Below are 16,875 nucleotides of genomic sequence, written 5' to 3' on the forward strand. Positions count from 1 at the left end.
TTCGCGTGCGTTGTCGCCGTGCGGGCCGACGCCCATGTCGGTGCCGAAGGCGATCTTGACCCCGTTCTTGTAGGCCTTGGCGGCGGTGTCCTGGATCAGCGCGCCGATCCGCGCCGCCTTGGGCCGCACCACCTCGGGGAAGTAGCCGTCGAGCTTGGCCTTGTCGGCGACGAAGCGGCCGGCGTAGACGGTGGGCACGTACCAGGTGCCTTTCTGCTTCATCAGGCTCATGACCTCGTCGGTCATGTAGGTGCCGTGTTCGATCGAGGTCACCCCGCCGAGGATCGCGCGCTTCATGCCCTCGGTGCCGTGGGCGTGGGCGGCGACGCGATAGCCGTAATCGCGTGCGGTGTCGACGATGGCCTTGACTTCCTCGACGGTGAACTGCGGCGCGTCGCCGGACTTGGCGTAGCTGAGCACGCCGCCGGTGGCGGTGATCTTGATCACGTCGCTGCCTTCCTTGTAACGCTGGCGCACGGCCTGGCGGGCGTCGTCGATCGAGTTGATCACGCCCTCGGTCGGGCCGGGCGGGCCGATCAGGTGGGAGAGCGCGTCGTTGTAGCCGTTGGTCGGGTCGGCGTGGCCGCCGGTGGTGGCGATGGACTTGCCGGCGGCCCAGATCCGCGGGCCGTCGACCAGGCCCTGGTTGATCGCGTCGCGCAGGTGCGGGCTGACCTCGCCGCCGAGGTCGCGCACGCTGGTGAAGCCGGCCAGCAGGGTCTTCTTGGCGTAGCCGACCGCGCGGAAGGCGAAGTCGACCTCGTCCAGGCGGAAGCCCTCGGAATAGCTCTGCGGGCTGGACTGCGAGCCCAGGTGCACGTGCAGGTCGGTCCAGCCGGGGCTGCAGGTGTGGCCGGACAGGTCGATGGCGCGGGCGCCCGGGGCTTCGGCGCGGCCGGGCAGGACCTCGGCGATCTTGCCCTCGCGCACCACCACGGTGCGTGCCTCCAGGACCTTGCCGTTGCGCGCGTCGAACAGGCGTCCGCATTGCAGCGCCAGCGGTTCGGCGGCGGGGGCGGCCCCGGCGAGGGCGGGGACGGCGGCGGACAGCACGGCGACGACGGCGGCGGCGAGGCGGGTCATGGGCGGTTTCCGGTGCGCGATGGGCGGAGAAAGGCCCGATCTAAACACGCGCCGGGGGCTGCGGCGGATGCCAAGAGTCATGGTCGGCCGGGCTCCGCCCGGCAAAAAAGCCCGGCTCGCGCCGCGCCGCGCATGGCGGCGGTTTGTGCGCTGCGGTAGGCTTGCCGGTCCTGTCCTTTCGCTTTCCGCCTGCCCGTGTCTACCGACGTCTCCCCCGCCTCGCACGACCCCAAGAACGAAACCAAGGCCTTCGACCCGGGCGCGGTCGAATCCGCCGCCCAGCGCTATTGGGACGACTCCCGCGCGTTCGAGGTCGACGAATCGTCGGACAAGCCCAAGTACTACTGCCTGTCGATGCTGCCGTACCCGTCGGGCGCGCTGCACATGGGCCACGTGCGCAACTACACCATCGGCGACGTGATCAGCCGCTACAAGCGCATGACCGGCCACAACGTGCTGCAGCCGATGGGCTGGGACGCGTTCGGCCTGCCGGCCGAGAACGCCGCGATCAAGAACAAGACCGCGCCGGCCAAGTGGACCTACGCCAACATCGCCCACATGAAGGCGCAGCTGAAGCAGCTGGGCTACGCCATCGACTGGTCGCGCGAGTTCGCCACCTGCACCCCGGACTACTACGTCCACGAGCAGCGCATGTTCGTGCGGCTGATGAAGCAGGGCCTGGCCTACCGCAAGAACTCGGTGGTCAACTGGGACCCGGTCGACCAGACCGTGCTGGCCAACGAGCAGGTCATCGACGGCCGCGGCTGGCGCACCGGCGCGCTGGTCGAGAAGCGCGAAATCCCGCAGTGGTTCCTCAAGATCACCGACTACGCGCAGGAACTGCTCGACGGCCTGGACGCGCTGCCGGGCTGGCCGGACGCGGTCAAGACCATGCAGCGCAACTGGATCGGCCGCAGCGAAGGCCTGGAGATCCGCTTCGAGGTGGTCGACGAACATGGCGCCGCGGTCGAGCCGTTGACCGTGTTCACTACCCGTCCGGACACCCTGATGGGCGTGACCTTCGTCTCGATCGCCGCCGAGCACCCGCTGGCCGCGCACGCCGCGCGCAGCGACGCCGACCTGGCCGAGTTCATCGCCGAACTGCGCCAGGGCGGGGTGTCCGAGGCCGAGCTGGAAACCCAGGAAAAGCGCGGCCGCGACACCGGCCTGCGCGCGATCCACCCGGTCACCGGCGAGCCGGTGCCGGTGTACGTGGCCAACTTCGTGCTGATGAACTACGGCACCGGCGCGGTCATGGCCGTGCCCGGCCACGACCAGCGCGACTGGGAGTTCGCCAAGCGCTATCAGCTGCCGATCAAGACCGTGATCGTGCCCGATGCGGTGCGCGACGCCCTGGCCGAGATCGGCCAGGACCTGATCGCGCACAAGGACCCGATGCAAAGCGCCCTGGGCGGCGCGCCCGCGGTCGACGTGTACGAGACCAGCGCCGCGGTGCAGGTGGTCGAACAGTTCCAGCAGGGCATCGCCGAGCAGGCCGCGTTCACCGAGCGCGGCTGGCTGGTCAATTCGGGCGAGTACGACGGCCTGGACTTCCAGCAGGCGCTGGCCGCGCTGGCCGAGCGCTTCGAGGCCGACGGCCGCGGCGCGCGCCGGGTCAATTACCGCCTGCGCGACTGGGGCGTCAGCCGCCAGCGCTATTGGGGCTGCCCGATCCCGGTGATCCTGTGCCCGGGCTGCGGCGACGTGCCGGTGCCGGAGGATCAGTTGCCGGTGGTGCTGCCGGAGGATGTCGAGTTCAGCGGCGTCGCCTCGCCGATCAAGGCCGACCCGAACTGGCGCAAGACCGCCTGCCCGAACTGCGGCGGCGCGGCCGAGCGCGAGACCGACACCTTCGACACCTTCATGGAGTCGAGCTGGTACTACGCCCGCTACACCTCGCCGGGCGCGGCCCAGCAGGTCGACGCGCGCGCCAAGTACTGGACTCCGGTCGACCAGTACATCGGCGGCATCGAGCATGCGATCCTGCACCTGCTGTACTTCCGCTTCTATCACAAGCTGATGCGCGACCAGGGACTGGTCGCCAGCGACGAGCCGGCGATCAACCTGCTGACCCAGGGCATGGTGATCGCCGAGACCTTCTACCGCGACAACGGCGACGGCACCAAGGACTGGATCAACCCGGCCGACGTGGAAACCGTGCGCGACGAGCGCGGCCGCATCACCGGCGCGCTGCTCAAAGCCGACGGCCTGCCGGTGCAGATCGGCGGCACCGAGAAGATGTCGAAGTCGAAGAACAACGGCGTCGACCCGCAGTTGATGGTCGGCAAGTACGGTGCCGACACGGTGCGCCTGTTCTCGATGTTCGCCGCGCCGCCGGACCAGTCGCTGGAGTGGAACGAGGCCGGGGTGGAAGGCATGGCGCGGTTCCTGCGCCGGTTGTGGACGGCGGTGCACAAGCACGCCGACGGCGGCGCCGCGCCGGCGCTGGATGCGGCCGCGCTGAACGCGCCGCAGAAGACCCTGCGCCGGCAGATCCACGAAACCGTGCAGAAGGTCGGCGGCGACTACGGCCGCCGCCACAGCTTCAACACCGCGATCGCCGCGGTGATGGAACTGCTGAACCATCTGTACAAGTTCGACGACGCCAGCGACAACGGCCGCGCCCTGCGCCAGGAAGCGCTGGAAGCGATGGTGCTGCTGCTCAATCCGATCACCCCGCACACCAGCCACGCGCTGTGGCAGGCGCTGGGCCATGCCGAGACCCTGCTCGAAGACCTGCCGTTCCCGCAGGCCGACGAGTCCGCGCTGGCGCGCGACGCGGTGACCCTGGCGGTGCAGGTCAACGGCAAGCTGCGCGGCACCATCGAGGTCGCGGTCAACGCGCCCAAGGACGAGATCGAGAAGCTGGCCCTGGCCGAGCCGAACGCGGTCAAGTACATGGAAGGCCTGACCGTGCGCAAGGTGATCGTGGTGCCGGGCAAGATCGTCAACATCGTCGCCAGCTGACCGGCGCTCGCCTGCGCCCGTGCGAGGGGCGCAGGCGGCGGCGTAAAGCAACGGCGTAAAGCAACGGCGTAAAGCAACGGCGTAAAGCAACGGCGTAAAGCAAATCCCCCTGGCTCCCTATTTCAAAAAGGGCCGCCGATAGGTGGGCGTTGCGATCGGGACGATCGCCGCTGTCGGCGCTTCCGGCGATCCGGTTGCCGCTTCACTCGACCCTCGCCACTGTGGCCGCTGCCGATGTCGTCGTCGAGCCACTTGGCGGTTGCTGTCCCTTCCTTTGAACAACGGGGGAGGGGATTGGCCGTTGCTTTTCCCAGCCGCCCCGACCGCTCAGCCGTCCGCCGCCCGCCATGACCCCGATCCTCTATTGCCACCCCGATTCCGGCTTCAGCTACAAGGCCGCCCTGGCCCTGCGACTGCTCGGGATCGCATTCGAGCAGCGCCACGTCGACATCCGCCGCCCGCGCGACCAGCGTTCGCAGGAGTTCCGCGAACTCGCCGCGCACGGCGAGATCCCGGTGCTGCGCATCGACGGCCGCGTGCTGTGCCAGTCGAACGTGATCCTCGACTACCTGGCGGTACGCGAAGGCGGTCTCGACGGCGCCGATACCGACCAGCGCCTGCACGTGCGCGAATGGCTGAGCTGGGAAGCCAACCGGGTCAGCCTCAACGTCGCCCATTCGCGCTACGGCCGCCAGTTCGGCCACTACGATCCGGCGGTGCTGGCCTGGTACGACCGCCGCTCGATCGCCGACCTCGACCGTCTGCAGGCGCAGCTGAGCGCCACGCCGTGGCTGGCCGGAGACGCACCGACCATCGCCGACGTGGCCTGCAGCGGCTATCTGTTCTACGCAGTCGAACCCTGGGCCGAGGCCGCCGGCTTCCCGGCGCGGGTCTGGGCCGAGCGCTGGCCGGCGGTGCAGGGCTGGCAGCAACGGCTGCTGGCGCTGCCCGGCGCGCAGACCCCGCAGGCGCTGTTCGCCGGGCACGAGATCCGGTACTGAGTCGCGCCGAGGCGGCGCGGTTCAGGCTTCGCTATTGATGCCCGCTGCCGCCTCGTCCAGACTTCGCTCCATGACTCGCTCCTCCTTCCTGCGCGCCGCCGCGCGCACTTCGCTCGCGGCCGCGGTGCTGGCCCTGTCGGCCTGCGGCTTCCAGTTGCGCCAGGCCCTGACCCTGCCGCCCGATCTGGGCCCGGTGCGGGTGGTCTCCGCCGACCGCTACAGCCCCCTGGCCGAAAACCTGGCTCAGGCCCTGACCCGCGCAGGCGCGGTGCCGGCGACCCCGGACAGCAGCGAAGTCGCGGTGCTCGACCTGATGTCCGAGCGCTGGGGCGACACCCCGGCCGCGCTCGACGAACTCGGCCGCGTGCAGGAGTACACCCTGCGCTACGCGGTGGTGTTCGAACTGCGCAAGGCCGACGGCTCGGCGCTGCTGCCGCGGCAAAGCGTGGAGTTGGCGCGCGACTACGTCGCCAACCCGGTCAACGCCATCGGCACCGAAGGCGAGCGCGAAATCCTGATGCGCGAACTGCGGCGCGAAATGAGCGCGGCGGTGTTGCGCCGCGTCGGCGCGGTCAGCGAGCGGCGCTGACCGGCGCCGGCCCGCGCCGATGAGGCCCCGCCGACCATGGAACTGACTCCCGAGCGTCTGCTCGGCCAACTCGACGCCGAACCGCTGCGCCCGGCCTATCTGATCGCCGGGCCCGAGCCCTTGCGCGTGCTCGAAGCCGCCGACGCGGTGCGCGCTGCGGCGCGCAAGCAAGGCATCGGCGAGCGCGAAGTGTTCGAAGCCGAAGGCAACCAGCGCGAGCCGGACTGGAACGCGCTGGCCGGCGCATTCCGCGCGCCCAGCCTGTTCGCCAGCCGGCGCCTGCTCGAACTGCGCCTGCCCAGCGGCAAGCCGGGCAAGGAAGGCGCCGAGGTCATCGCCGATTTCTGCGCCGACCCGCCGCAGGACGTGAGCCTGCTGGTCACCGCCGGCGAGTGGAGCAAACAGCACGGCGGCAAGTGGAGCGAGGCCATCGCCCGCATCGGCCACGTCGCCGTGGCCTGGGCGATCAAGCCGCACGAACTGCCGGAATGGATCGAGCGCCGCCTGCGCGCGCGCGGCCTGCGCGCCGAGCGCGACGCGGTGCAGAGCCTGGCCGACCGGGTCGAAGGCAATCTGCTCGCCGCCGCGCAGGAGGTCGACAAACTGGCGCTGCTGTCCGACGGCCAGCCGCTGGACCTGGAACGCATGCAGGCGCTGGTTGCCGATGCGGCGCGTTTCGACGTGTTCCGGGTGCTCGACGCGGCCATGAACGGGCAGGGCGCGCAGGTCTCGCGCATGCTCGCCGGCCTGCGCGCCGAGGGCGAGGCGGTGCCGGCCCTGCTCGGCATGGTGGTGATGGAACTGCAGCGCACCGCGGCCCTGGCCCGGGTCAATGCGCGCGGCGGCAACATCGCCGCCGAGTTCAAGGCGCAGCGGATCTGGGATTCCAAACAGCCGATGTACCGGCGCGCGCTGCAGCGCCACGACGGGCGCCGCTGGGAGGCCCTGCTGGTCCAGGCCGGGCGGGTCGACCGCATGGCCAAGGGGCGCGAGGCCGGCGACGCCTGGGTCGCGCTGGAGCGCTTGCTGTTGGCGGTCGCTGAGCCGCGCGCGCTGCGCCTGCTCGCGCTGTCGCCGGGCTGAGGTCCGCCCATGAGCGCGACGAGCGTCGGTGTGCGCGATCTGTCGGTGTTCTACGGCGGCACCTTCGACCCGATCCACGACGGCCACCTGGCCATCGCCTGCGCCGCGCGCGACGCGCTGGCGGCGCAGGTGCGGCTGATGCCGGCCGCCGATCCGCCGCATCGCGCGCCGCCCGGCGCCAGCGCCGAACACCGGGCGCGCATGCTCGATCTGGCCGTGGCCGGCGAACCGGGCCTGGTGGTCGACCGTCGCGAACTGCTGCGCGACGGACCGTCCTACACGATCGAAACCCTGCGCCAATTGCGCGCCGAGTTCGGACCGGCGCAGCCGCTGGCCCTGCTGGTCGGCGCCGACAGCTTCCTCGACCTGCCGCAGTGGCGCGAATGGCGGTCGCTGTTCGATCTGGCGCATTTCGTCGTCGCCGAGCGCCCCGGCAGCCCGCTGGAGGCCGAACGCATCCCGTTCGCAGCCGGACGCGAGACGGCCTCGGTGGACTGCCTGCGCCAGGCCCCGGCGGGGCGGGTGTACCGCCTGCGCCAGCCGCTGCAGGCTGAATCGGCCAGTCAGGTTCGTGCCCGGATCGCCGCCGGCGAGCCCTGGCGCGAACTGGTGCCGCCGGCGGTGGCGGCCTATATCGAACGCCACGGCCTGTACGGCGTAGCGCTCACCGGGGCTTCGGTATAATCCCGGCACATTCCGAAGACAGAGCCGATCGTCCCTTGACCAGCCAAGCCCAAGTCATCAAGACCCAGCTGCCGAACCCGCCGCCGCCGACCGAGCTGCTGCTCAAGACGGTCCACGCCGCGGTGGAAGAACTCAAGGCCAAGGATGTCGTGGAAATCGATGTGCGCGGCAAGAGCAGCGTCACCGACTACATGGTGATCGCCTCCGGTACCTCGACCCGCCACGTCAAGTCGATCGCCGACGAAGTGGTGAAGTTCGCCAAGAACCTCGACGTCATGCCGCTGGGCGTGGAAGGCGAGCGCGAGGCGGAGTGGGTGCTGGTCGACCTCGGCGACGTCGTCGTCCACGTCATGCTGCCGCGGGTGCGCGAGTTCTACGCGCTCGAGCGCCTGTGGACGGTCGGCGACCAGCCGCCGCCGGCGGAAGGCATCGAAGGCGAATTCGAGCTGCGCGAGGACGACCGCTTCTGAGCGGCCCGGTCCGGGCGCGTCGCGCCCCGGTCGCGAAAACGGCGCCTGCGGGCGCCGTTTGCATTTGCGTATCCGGGCGACCGTCGCGCGCCGGCGGCGCAAACAGCAAGGGGCGCCGAAGCGCCCCTGCCGAGTGATCGATTCCGGTCCGGATCAGTTGCGCGACTGCAGCTTCGACAGCAGGCGCAGGAATTCGACGTACAGCCACACCAGGGTGACCATCAGGCCGAACGCCGCGTACCACTCCATGTGCTTGGGCGCGCCGCGCTCGACGCCGGTCTCGATGAAGTCGAAGTCCAGCACCAGGTTCAGCGCCGCGACCACCACCACGAACAGGCTGAAGCCGATGCCGACGATGCCGGACTCGTGGATGTAGGGAATGTTGATGTTGAACAGGCGCAGCACCATGCTGACCAGATAGATCAGGAAGATGCCGCCGGTGGCCGCGGCCACGCCCAGCTTGAAGTTCTCGGTGGCCTTGATCAGGCCCGAGCGATAGGCGAACAGCAGCGCGAACAGGGTGCCGAAGGTCAGCATCACCGCCTGGATCACGATGCCCGGGAAGCGGGCTTCGAACATCGAGGAGATCGCGCCGAGGAAGAAGCCCTCGACCAGCGCATACAGCGGCGCGGTGACCGGCGCCCAGGCGTGCTTGAAGCTGGTGATCAGGGCCAGGATCAGGCCGCCGATCGCGCCGCCGAGCAGGTAGGGCGCGGCGCCGACCGCGCCCTGCGGGGTGATCTGGATCTGGCTCCAGGCGAAGGAGGCGGTCAGCACCGTCAGCAGCAGCAGGATGCCGGTCTTGTTGACCGTGCCGTTCAGGGTCATCGCCTGGTCGCTGCCGCGCACGACGGCGCCGCTGCCGAGGTCGAGGAAGGTGGATTCCTTCAATGCGGGATTGCCGCTGCGCATGTGTTGCTCCTTGGGAAACGTATCGCTTGGGGTGGTGCGGCGCGGAACACCGGCCGACCGGCCGAAGCATACACGGGGCCGGATGAGACGGGACCGGCCGAACGGCGGGGAGCGCCGCGCCGCCGGATTGCGCCAATGCGGCGGCAGGCCGGCGCAGGGTGCGACGATGACGAAAGACCGCGCCGGAATCATTGACACGGACCGCAGCGCCGACCACACTATGCGGCCTTTCGCGGCATTGGCGTGCCTAGGAAGTCCCGGTTCCGGGGTATAGCTCAGCCTGGTAGAGCGCCAGCTTTGGGAGCTGGATGTCGTGGGTTCGAATCCCTCTGCCCCGACCATCCGTCCCAGGCCGGCCGTCAGTTAAGATTGTTCGACTGGCGCCCGTAGCTCAACCGGATAGAGCACCGGCCTTCTAAGCCGGTGGTTGCAGGTTCGATTCCTGCCGGGCGCGCCAAATCGCAGTGGAATGTTTCGCCGCAAGGCGTCGCGTTCCGAACGTTTTATGGTGGCTGTAGCTCAGTTGGTTAGAGTACTGGATTGTGATTCCAGTTGTCGGGGGTTCGAGTCCCCTCAGCCACCCCAGTTGCAAGGCAGTACGCGGTAAAGCAGTAAGTTTTGAGTGTTGTGCGGTGCGAAATACTGGTGTATCATTTCGCACCTAGCTTCACCGGGCCGTTAGCTCAGTTGGTAGAGCAGTTGACTCTTAATCAATAGGTCCAAGGTTCGAATCCTTGACGGCCCACCAATCCCGGAAAGCCCCAGCGGAAACGCTGGGGCTTTTTCTTTGCGTTCGAGGGACGGCCCCGGCCGACGGAAACCTCGCGACGGCGAAGCGGGACGATGCGCGCCGCACGGCCGGCACGGCCGGCACGGTCGCGGCAGCGATCGATCCGATGGCCGAGAGGTTGGATCCGGCCCGACGCCGAGGCCGCATGCGCGGTTTGTTCAAGCCGTCCGCCCGACGCGCAGGCGAGGCTGTCGCTCTCGTTCTGTTCGGGAGTGACGGTGAAAACCTGGATGCTGCGTCTGTATGCCCCTGTGTTCCTGTTCGGTTTCGTCGCCGCGGCGACCTGGTGGGTGGGGTATCGCCACGGCAATGCGCTGTGGCTGTTGCCCTGGTTGGCGGCGGCGATCGGGCTGTCGTTCCTGGCCGAGCGATGCTGGCCTTACGACCCCGCGTTTAACCGCGATCACGGCGACCGCGGCCGCGATGCGGCGCATGCGCTGGTCAACGAAGGCTTGAACCTGGCGTCGATCGCCGCGGTGCCGTTGCTGGCGGCCTGGGTGCCGTGGCAGCTCTGGCCGACGCATTGGCCGTTCGCGCTGCAGTTGTCGCTGGCGGTGGTGGGGGCCGATTTCGGCATCACCCTGATGCACTACGCCAGCCACCGCGTCGGTTGGTTGTGGCGCTTGCACGCGGTGCATCACAGCGTGACCCGCATGTACGGTTTCAACGGGTTGATGAAACATCCGCTGCATCAGGCGGTCGAGGCGGTGGCCGGAGTATTGCCGCTGTTGCTGCTGGGCATGCCGCACCCGGTCGCCGCGGTGTTGGCTTTCGCCATCGCCGTCCAGCTGCTGTTGCAGCACTCCAACGTCGACATGCGCCCCGGGGCGCTGGGCCGGCTGATGGCCTGGGCGCCGCTGCACCGCTTCCATCATATGCGCTACGGCACCGCCGGCGACGTCAACTTCGGCCTGTTCTTCACCGTGTGGGATCGCCTGCTCGGCACCGCCTTCGAGGCGGCCGGCTACCGCTTGAGCGGCCGCGACCTGGGGATCGGTACTCAGCCGGACTATCCGCGCGACTATGTCGGCCAGTTGCTGGCGCCGTTTCGCGATCTGGCCCACGTCGATGTCCCGGTGCCGCCGGCCGGACTGCAGCGCGCTCAGTCGCGCTCGTAAACCTGCAATTGCAGGGCCTGCAACTGGCCGGCACCGATGCCGAACATGCGCCGCAGGCTGCGCGAGAGGTGGGCGAGGTCGGCGAAGCCGGCGGCATGCGCGCTGGCGGTCAGACTGTCGCCGGCCAGGAATTGGACCAGCGCGCGGTGCAGGCGCCGCCACAGCACCCAGCCGCGCAAGGTGATCGCCAGGTCGGACTGGAAGCGCCGGTGCAACTGGCTCGGCGACAGGTGCGCGGCCTGGGCGATCTCGGACGCGGCCACGCGCTCGGGCAGGCGCGCGCCGATCTCGGCGACGGCCGCACGCAAGCGCCGGTCCAGCGGTTGCGCGCGGCACAGCCCCGGCAGCAGCGGCTGCAGCGCCGGCAGGCGCGCCGGCAACCGCGGCAGTTGCCGCAGCACCGCGGCGACGTCGGCGTGGCCGGGTTCCAGGAACACGGTGCAGCCTTCGTCCGGCGCAGCCAGCACGGCATGCGCTTGGAACGACGGCAGCCACAGGCGCTGCCCTTGGCGCCGCTCGCCGTCGATGTCCAGCAGCCAGGGCGCGCCCTCGCTGAGCAGCAACTGGTGCGCGTAATGGGCATGGCGACGGCTGGTGCCGGCGCGGCCCTGCAGCACGGCCACGTGCTCGCCGAGCAGCAAGCGGCCGGTCCAGGCGTCCTGGCGGGGTGGTGCGGACATGCGGTTCGGACAGCGGTCGGTGTGGTCGCGAATGGGCGGTTTCGAGCGAGGATTCTGGCCGACTGCGGCGAGGCGGAGAATAGGCCGGTGCATCGGCCGTGGCGCTCTGTGCGCCCGCGCTTCGGCGGCGCCTGCCGCGACCGGCACGTTGCGGGGCGATCACAAAAAAAAACTTCCGGTCGGGCCGCGGATATGCGCTGATGCGCGGGTCGACCCGCTCAGCAACGAGACCGCGGAGCCGCCGGCGCCGGAAGTGCGCATCGGCTCCTGCGCCGCCGGCCGGCGCGTTGCGCGCCTGCGCCGTTCCGCCGGGGTGCCGCACGACCCCGGCCTGGAGTGAGCCGGGCCATCGTTCGCACCCCGGCTCTTCGTGGCCGGGCGGAGCCCCCTGACGCCTGCCGCGCAGGCGTCCCTCCCAGGTTCGAGACCATGCCCAGACTGCTGCGCCTGACCTTTCTGTTCGCCGCCTGCGTCGCGGCCGCCGCCGCATCGGCGCACGCGCACCGCGGACCGGAAATCCGCACCGAAGACGTGGCCCGGTTCTACGCCTTGTACGAGGCCACCGACGGCCGGCCGACGGTCGAACAGCTCGACCGGGAGTACTTGGCGCAAGGCACGCAGAGCCTGCGCGAGTTCGCGGCCGCGCGCCGGGTCACCGCGCAGCGCATCGCCGAGCGCATGAGCGCGGAACCGGCGATCTATGCCCGGGCCAAGGACTGCCTGGCGGTGTTGCCCGCGGTGAAGCGACGCTTGGTGCCGGTGTTCGCCGAACTGGCCGAGCTGTATCCGCGGGCGACGTTCCCGCCGGTGGCGATCGTGGTCGGGCGCGGCAAGCCGGTCGGCATCACCCACCCGGCCGGCGTGACCTTGGGTCTGGAGGCGCTGTGCGCAGCCGACTTCATGCATCCGGACTTGGAAGAGCGTTTCGTCCGCGTCATCGCCCACGAATACGGCCACATCCAGCAGAGCCTGCAGACCGAATTCGAGCCGGGCGACCCGAAGGCGACCGTTCTGCGCTTCGCCCTGGCCGAAGGCACGGCGGAGCTGCTTGCCGAACTGACCTCCGGTGGGGTCGGCAACGGCAAGCACGCCGCCTGGACGCGCGGCAAGGAAGCCGAAATCGAGGGCGCCTTCGTCAAAGTCATGGACAGCACCGATATCTCGGGTTGGTTCTACGACTATCGCCCAGGGTCGGATGAACCCTACGACCTGGGCTACTGGGTCGGTTACCGCATCGTCAAGGCGTACTACCTCAACTCCAAGGACCGCAAGGCGGCGCTCAAGGACATCATCGAAATGGACGACCCCAAGGCCTTCCTGCAGCGCAGCGGCTGGACCCCGGGCATGACCTTGCCGGAGTCGGCCCTTGGGCACTGAGCGCGCGGCGGATGCCGGATTGCAAGTCGATGTTTCGGTGACGATCTTCCTGTCGCCGACCCAGGCGCTCGGGTTCGCCTCGGGCACGGTCGAGGTTGCGTTCCTGCCCGAGGCGCAGCGCGCCTTCCCCTGGCCGGAGGCGTGGCTGCGGCAAAAGCCGGAGTACTTCGGCGAGGGGCAAAGCCAGGTGTGGAGCGTGGAGCGCGACGCGGGCGGCGGCCGCCATCGGGTCCTGCTGTACGGAATCGTTTGCGACGGCGAGGCGGCGGCTGGCAATTGCATGCGGTTCCTGGAGCGCACGGCGGGGATGATGTTCCATCCCAATTGACGCCGCGCCGGAAGCCGGTTCGCGCCTGCCGGGCGGCCGTGTGCGTCGCCGGTTCAAGCGCGCGGCGGGGCTCCTGCCGAAGCGTAATGCGCGCGCAGATACTCGACCAAGGCGCGCACCTTCGGCGGCAGCTGGCGTGCGTTCGGATAGATCGCGAAGTAATGGCGCCGCCCGGCACGGTGCTGCGGCAGGACTCGCAGCAGGCGTCCTGCGGCCAGCTCCTCGCGCACGGTCGGCCAGGTGAAGGCGGCGATGCCCAGGCCGGCCAGCGCGGCGGCGTGCAGCGACAGGATCGAGTCCAGGCGCAGGCGGGCATCGAAGGCGACTTCTTCGTCTTCGCCGCGCTGCGGACTCAGGATCAGGCCGCGGCCGTCGCCGGCGTAGGCCAGCAGGCGATGGCCGGCCAGATCTTCGACGACGCGCGGCAGTCCGTGCCGGGCGACGTAGGGCGGCGCGGCCACCAGCACGCGCTCGAACACGGCCAACTCACGCGCCACCAGGCTGCTGTCGGCCAACGGACCGCTGATGCGGATCGCCATATCGAAGCCGCCCTTGACCAGATCGACGATGCGGTCGTCGCAGGACAGGTCGAGCTCGATCCGCGGATAGCGCTGCATGAAGCCCGGCAGCCAATGCGCCAGTTCCAGCGCGCCGACGGCGTGCGGCAGACTCAGCCGCAAGCGGCCCGAGGGCTGCGCGGCGGCATCGCCGAGCCGTCGATCCGCCGCATCGACGCGTTCGAGGATATCCACGCTGTCGCGGTAGTAGCGTTGGCCGGCCTCGGTCGGGGTCAGGCTGCGGCTGTTGCGGTTGAGCAGGCGCACGCCCAGATGCTCTTCCAACTGGCGCAGTTGACGCGAGACCGAGCTGTGGGTGGTGCCGAGGCGTTCGGCCGCGCGGGTGACGCTGCCGGCTTCGACGATGCAGCGGTAGGCGCGCATGGCCGACAACTGATCCATCGCTCGGCTCCGTCGTCGTGGTGGGCGAGGCACGGCATCCGCCGGGGACGGATGCCGCGTATCGCGGGCAGGGTATCAGCGCACCGGCAGCGAGAGAATCCGCGCGGTGGGCATCACATCGCCGAAGGCGTCCTCGATTTCGGCCAGGGCCGAGGCGTGCAGTTGCGCGTTGCCGATCCGGGCGCCGTCGCGCAGGTCCAGGTCGCGGGTGGCGGTGGCGTCGGAGGCGACCACGACCCGGTAGCCGCGCGCGGCGGCGTCGCGCGCGGCGCCGGCGATGCAGGCATGGGTCTGCAGGCCGGCCAGGATCAGGGTGTCGGCGCCGGCGTCGCGCAGGATCTTCTCGACGGCCGCAGCGGAGGCGCCGGCGAACACGCTGACCGCGTCTTTTTTCACCACCGCTTCGTCCTTTCGCGGTCGCATCGCCGGATGGAACTTCACCATTTCGCCGCCTTCGGCGAACAGCGGCGCGTCGGCCGGCAGCACGTGCTGAACGTGGACGACGCGGATGCGATGACGGTCGGCGAAATCGAGCAGGCGCTGGGTCTGGCGCAGCGCGGCCTCGCCGTCGGGAATCGGCATGCGCCCGCCGGCGAAGTATTCGTTCTGGAAATCGATGACCAGCAAGACGGTCTGGCTGGCCTTCAACTCGGCGACGGGTGCCGCGCCGGCCATGGCGCGGATGGTGGGGTGCGCCTCGGCGGCGCGGTTATCGAGGGGGCCGAGAGCGGCGATGCCAAGGGTGGCGATGCCGAGCAGGGACGTCAGTCGCATTGCGGAGTGCCTGTTGCCGTTGGGAGGCGCCATGATCCGGCCCGCGCCCCGCCCGCATCAGCCCTGCGCGCGAACAGCATCCGTGCGGTTTTCGCACCGATGCGCCTTTGCGGGAGCGGCCCGGCCGCGGCCGCAGGCGCAGGGAGTGCGCGCCGGCGCTTGGTGCGGTTGCGGAGCTGCGCCGGCGCCGGTCCGCCTAGCGCAGCACCTCCGGCTCCGCGAACGCGATCAGATCGATGGTCTCGTCGCCGGCGCTCAGATAGAAATGCCGGGGCTCGCCCTGGTCGCGGGTGTAACGGCCGCCGATGTCGTCCTTGAGTTCGGTGGCGCCGGTGAACTCCATCAGCAGGAAGTCGGTCGGCACCTCGCGTCCGACTGCGGTGAGCCGCGGCCGCTCGTTGTGCACTCGTACCGTCAGGCACTCGCGGAAGCGGACCCGGACCAGCGGCGTGCCGTCGCCGCGCAAGGCCTCCACCAGCAAGGCCGCGCCGGTTTCGTAGCGGAGCCGGCAGATCGGCGCCGAGTCGTCGAGCTTCAGCAACACGCGGTCCATGCGAGGGGCGCCGGGGAGCGAGCGAAGGAAGCCGCACTATAGCAATGCCGCCATCGGCGTCGGGCGGCGAGGGTCCGGCACGGGCGGGCGCGCCGCGTTCCTGCTGGCAGCGCCGTCGCGATCACGGTTGGCATATCGTCGCCACCGCGAGGTGGCAGTCGCGCTTGATCCGATGCCGCGACTGCGTTGCAGTGACGGCTCTCATCGACGAGGAAACGCCATGACTCTCGCAGCGAAGCATTGGATGCGGATTGCGTTGTTCGGCCTGTTGTGGGCCTGCATGCACTCGGCGTTCGCGCAATCGGCGTCGAAGCAGATCGCGCAAGGCACCCAGCTCTGGGCCGGAGAGGAGATCTACTCCAACAACGGCCAGTACAAGCTGAGCATGCAGCACGACGGCAATCTGGTGTTCTACCGCATCGCCGACCTGCGCCCGTTGTGGGCCAGCGGCACCCATGCCGCCGGCGGCCACCGCGCCAGCTTCGAGGCGTACGGCATCCTGACCGTGCGCGACTTCAACGACGGCATCCTGTGGAGCAACGCGAGCGGTTGGCCGGGCTATTTCCATCCGGGCATCCACTGGTATCTCACCGATACCGGCTATTTCGTCGCGCTGTACCAGGGCAGTGCGGTGGTGCGGGTGCTGGGACGCGATCCCGACCGCCGCTGAAGCGCGCATCGGCCGGGGCGTGCGTGGGCTCAGTTCACCGTGCAGGTCAGCGTCACCGTCACCGAAGCGCCGTTGGCCAGCGTGCCCAGGGCGACGCCGCTGTCCAGCGCCGCCACAGTCAACGGCGCGGCGGGACAGGCGCTGCCGCTGCAGGTCGGCGGCGCGGTGCAGTTCAGGCCGCTGCGGTTGGCGACGGGGTCGCGCAGGATCGCGCCGGTGACCGCATCGGGCCCGCTGTTGCCGACCACGATGACGTAGCTGGTGCTGGCGCCGCGGCTCAAGGTGTCGCCGCTCTGGTCGACGTTGCCGTTCACGCCGGGCGTGTTGGTCTTGGTGATGGTGAGGTTGGCGCGCGGGTTGCGGGTGTTGGCGAAGGTGCAGGTCAGGTCGTCGCCGGCCACGGGCGTCACGTTGAAGCGGGTGCCGCTGCCGCTTGGCGTTTGTCCGCCGGCCAGCGCGTTGCTGCAGCTGTAAGTGGTGGTGTAGTCGCCGAGCGCGGTGCTGCCGCTGGCGGTCTCGGACAAGGTGTAGACGCTGCCGGCGCTGGCCGCCGACAAGGTCGCGGTACCGGTTGCGGTGGTGCCGCTGCCGGTGGTGACGACCGACACCGGGCCACCGCTGCCGGCGATGGTCAGCGCGAACTGGTCGGTCGCGGCGACGCGGCCGTTCGGCAGCGCCTTCTGCAAGCGCAGGATCGGCTGGCTCCATTGGAGGATCACTTCGCCGTTGCCCGCGCTCGCGCCCTGCGTCGTCGCCGCGGCGCCGCCGCGGCCGATGCCGGCGCTGTACAGCGGATGCGTGGTCTGCGGCGGCGCGGCCGTGGAACCGGCGGGGGAG

The 16,875-nt window shown here is 69.8% G+C and carries 17 protein-coding genes and 4 tRNA genes; 14 read left to right on the forward strand and 7 right to left on the reverse strand.

From position 1 onward, the window contains the following. Positions 1-1,083 (reverse strand): metal-dependent hydrolase family protein (locus TX83_RS05610; protein WP_064746957.1); only part of this gene is annotated, 1,083 nt, incomplete at its 3' end. Positions 1,084-1,278: 195 nt separating this feature from the next. Here TX83_RS05610 and leuS point away from each other — a divergent pair. From leuS to rsfS, 6 genes are all read left to right on the forward strand, one after another. Further along, a complete protein-coding gene (leuS, locus tag TX83_RS05615) occupies positions 1,279-4,050 on the forward strand; it encodes a leucine--tRNA ligase (RefSeq protein ID WP_064746958.1) in 2,772 nt (923 codons plus the stop codon). Between the two features lie 347 nt (positions 4,051-4,397). Beyond that, a complete protein-coding gene (locus TX83_RS05620) occupies positions 4,398-5,051 on the forward strand; it encodes a glutathione S-transferase family protein (protein WP_064746959.1) in 654 nt (217 codons plus the stop codon). Positions 5,052-5,121: 70 nt separating this feature from the next. Next, on the forward strand, positions 5,122-5,640 hold the full coding sequence (lptE, locus tag TX83_RS05625; protein ID WP_064746960.1) for an LPS assembly lipoprotein LptE: 519 nt from the start codon (positions 5,122-5,124) through the stop codon (positions 5,638-5,640). A gap of 36 nt (positions 5,641-5,676) precedes the next feature. Beyond that, the gene (gene holA / locus TX83_RS05630) at positions 5,677-6,723 is read left to right on the forward strand and encodes a DNA polymerase III subunit delta (protein WP_064746961.1); all 1,047 of its coding nucleotides are present in this window, start codon (positions 5,677-5,679) and stop codon (positions 6,721-6,723) included. A gap of 9 nt (positions 6,724-6,732) precedes the next feature. Further along, on the forward strand, positions 6,733-7,407 hold the full coding sequence (gene nadD, locus TX83_RS05635) for a nicotinate-nucleotide adenylyltransferase (protein WP_064746962.1): 675 nt from the start codon (positions 6,733-6,735) through the stop codon (positions 7,405-7,407). Positions 7,408-7,442: 35 nt separating this feature from the next. Then, positions 7,443-7,877: a ribosome silencing factor gene (gene rsfS / locus TX83_RS05640; RefSeq protein ID WP_064746963.1), complete on the forward strand. Its 435-nt coding sequence runs from the start codon at positions 7,443-7,445 to the stop codon at positions 7,875-7,877. Between the two features lie 153 nt (positions 7,878-8,030). On the opposite strand, the gene TX83_RS05645 is transcribed toward rsfS, so the two are convergent. Beyond that, on the reverse strand, positions 8,031-8,789 hold the full coding sequence (locus TX83_RS05645; RefSeq protein WP_064746964.1) for a Bax inhibitor-1/YccA family protein: 759 nt from the start codon (positions 8,787-8,789) through the stop codon (positions 8,031-8,033). Positions 8,790-9,053: 264 nt separating this feature from the next. Here TX83_RS05645 and TX83_RS05650 point away from each other — a divergent pair. The 5 genes from TX83_RS05650 (at position 9,054) to TX83_RS05670 (ending at position 10,697) form a co-directional block, all read left to right on the forward strand. Further along, positions 9,054-9,130: transfer RNA gene (locus tag TX83_RS05650), tRNA-Pro, on the forward strand. Between the two features lie 39 nt (positions 9,131-9,169). Next, positions 9,170-9,246: transfer RNA gene (locus TX83_RS05655), tRNA-Arg, on the forward strand. 51 nt (positions 9,247-9,297) lie between these two features. Further along, positions 9,298-9,374, forward strand: a tRNA-His gene (locus TX83_RS05660). Positions 9,375-9,461: 87 nt separating this feature from the next. Continuing rightward, a tRNA-Lys gene (locus TX83_RS05665) sits at positions 9,462-9,537 on the forward strand. 272 nt (positions 9,538-9,809) lie between these two features. Beyond that, the gene (locus TX83_RS05670) at positions 9,810-10,697 is read left to right on the forward strand and encodes a sterol desaturase family protein (RefSeq protein WP_064746965.1); all 888 of its coding nucleotides are present in this window, start codon (positions 9,810-9,812) and stop codon (positions 10,695-10,697) included. Here TX83_RS05670 and TX83_RS05675 read toward each other — a convergent pair. After that, entirely contained in the window at positions 10,682-11,377 is a 696-nt protein-coding gene (locus TX83_RS05675) for a helix-turn-helix transcriptional regulator (protein WP_064746966.1), read from the reverse strand. The two genes, TX83_RS05670 and TX83_RS05675, sit on opposite strands and share 16 nt — an antisense overlap. Positions 11,378-11,806: 429 nt before the next feature. Between TX83_RS05675 and TX83_RS05680 the strand changes: the two genes are divergently transcribed. Beyond that, positions 11,807-12,754 (forward strand): DUF2268 domain-containing putative Zn-dependent protease, encoded by a 948-nt coding sequence (locus TX83_RS05680; RefSeq protein WP_064746967.1) that lies wholly within the window; start codon positions 11,807-11,809, stop codon positions 12,752-12,754. Beyond that, complete coding sequence (locus TX83_RS05685; protein WP_141233377.1) at positions 12,744-13,082, forward strand: hypothetical protein; 339 nt, start codon at positions 12,744-12,746, stop codon at positions 13,080-13,082. The genes TX83_RS05680 and TX83_RS05685 overlap by 11 nt, the downstream gene beginning before the upstream one ends. A 53-nt stretch (positions 13,083-13,135) precedes the next feature. Here the strand turns inward: TX83_RS05685 and TX83_RS05690 are convergent, their stop codons facing one another. From TX83_RS05690 to TX83_RS05700, 3 genes are all read right to left on the reverse strand, one after another. After that, positions 13,136-14,041: a LysR family transcriptional regulator gene (locus TX83_RS05690; protein WP_064746969.1), complete on the reverse strand. Its 906-nt coding sequence runs from the start codon at positions 14,039-14,041 to the stop codon at positions 13,136-13,138. A 75-nt stretch (positions 14,042-14,116) separates the two neighbouring features. Then, the gene (locus TX83_RS05695; RefSeq protein ID WP_064746970.1) at positions 14,117-14,815 is read right to left on the reverse strand and encodes a cysteine hydrolase family protein; all 699 of its coding nucleotides are present in this window, start codon (positions 14,813-14,815) and stop codon (positions 14,117-14,119) included. Between the two features lie 196 nt (positions 14,816-15,011). Beyond that, on the reverse strand, positions 15,012-15,368 hold the full coding sequence (locus tag TX83_RS05700; protein WP_064746971.1) for a hypothetical protein: 357 nt from the start codon (positions 15,366-15,368) through the stop codon (positions 15,012-15,014). Between the two features lie 220 nt (positions 15,369-15,588). Here TX83_RS05700 and TX83_RS05705 point away from each other — a divergent pair, with 220 nt between their 5' ends. Then, positions 15,589-16,038 carry a hypothetical protein gene (locus tag TX83_RS05705; RefSeq protein ID WP_186442522.1) on the forward strand — a complete coding sequence of 150 codons (450 nt, stop codon included), beginning with the start codon at positions 15,589-15,591 and terminating at the stop codon, positions 16,036-16,038. A gap of 29 nt (positions 16,039-16,067) precedes the next feature. On the opposite strand, the gene TX83_RS23210 is transcribed toward TX83_RS05705, so the two are convergent. Next, on the reverse strand, positions 16,068-16,875 hold an 808-nt coding region (locus TX83_RS23210; RefSeq protein ID WP_222423722.1), incomplete at its 5' end, for a prealbumin-like fold domain-containing protein.

This window comes from Lysobacter antibioticus HS124 (assembly GCF_000336385.2).
Classification (GTDB): domain Bacteria; phylum Pseudomonadota; class Gammaproteobacteria; order Xanthomonadales; family Xanthomonadaceae; genus Lysobacter; species Lysobacter firmicutimachus.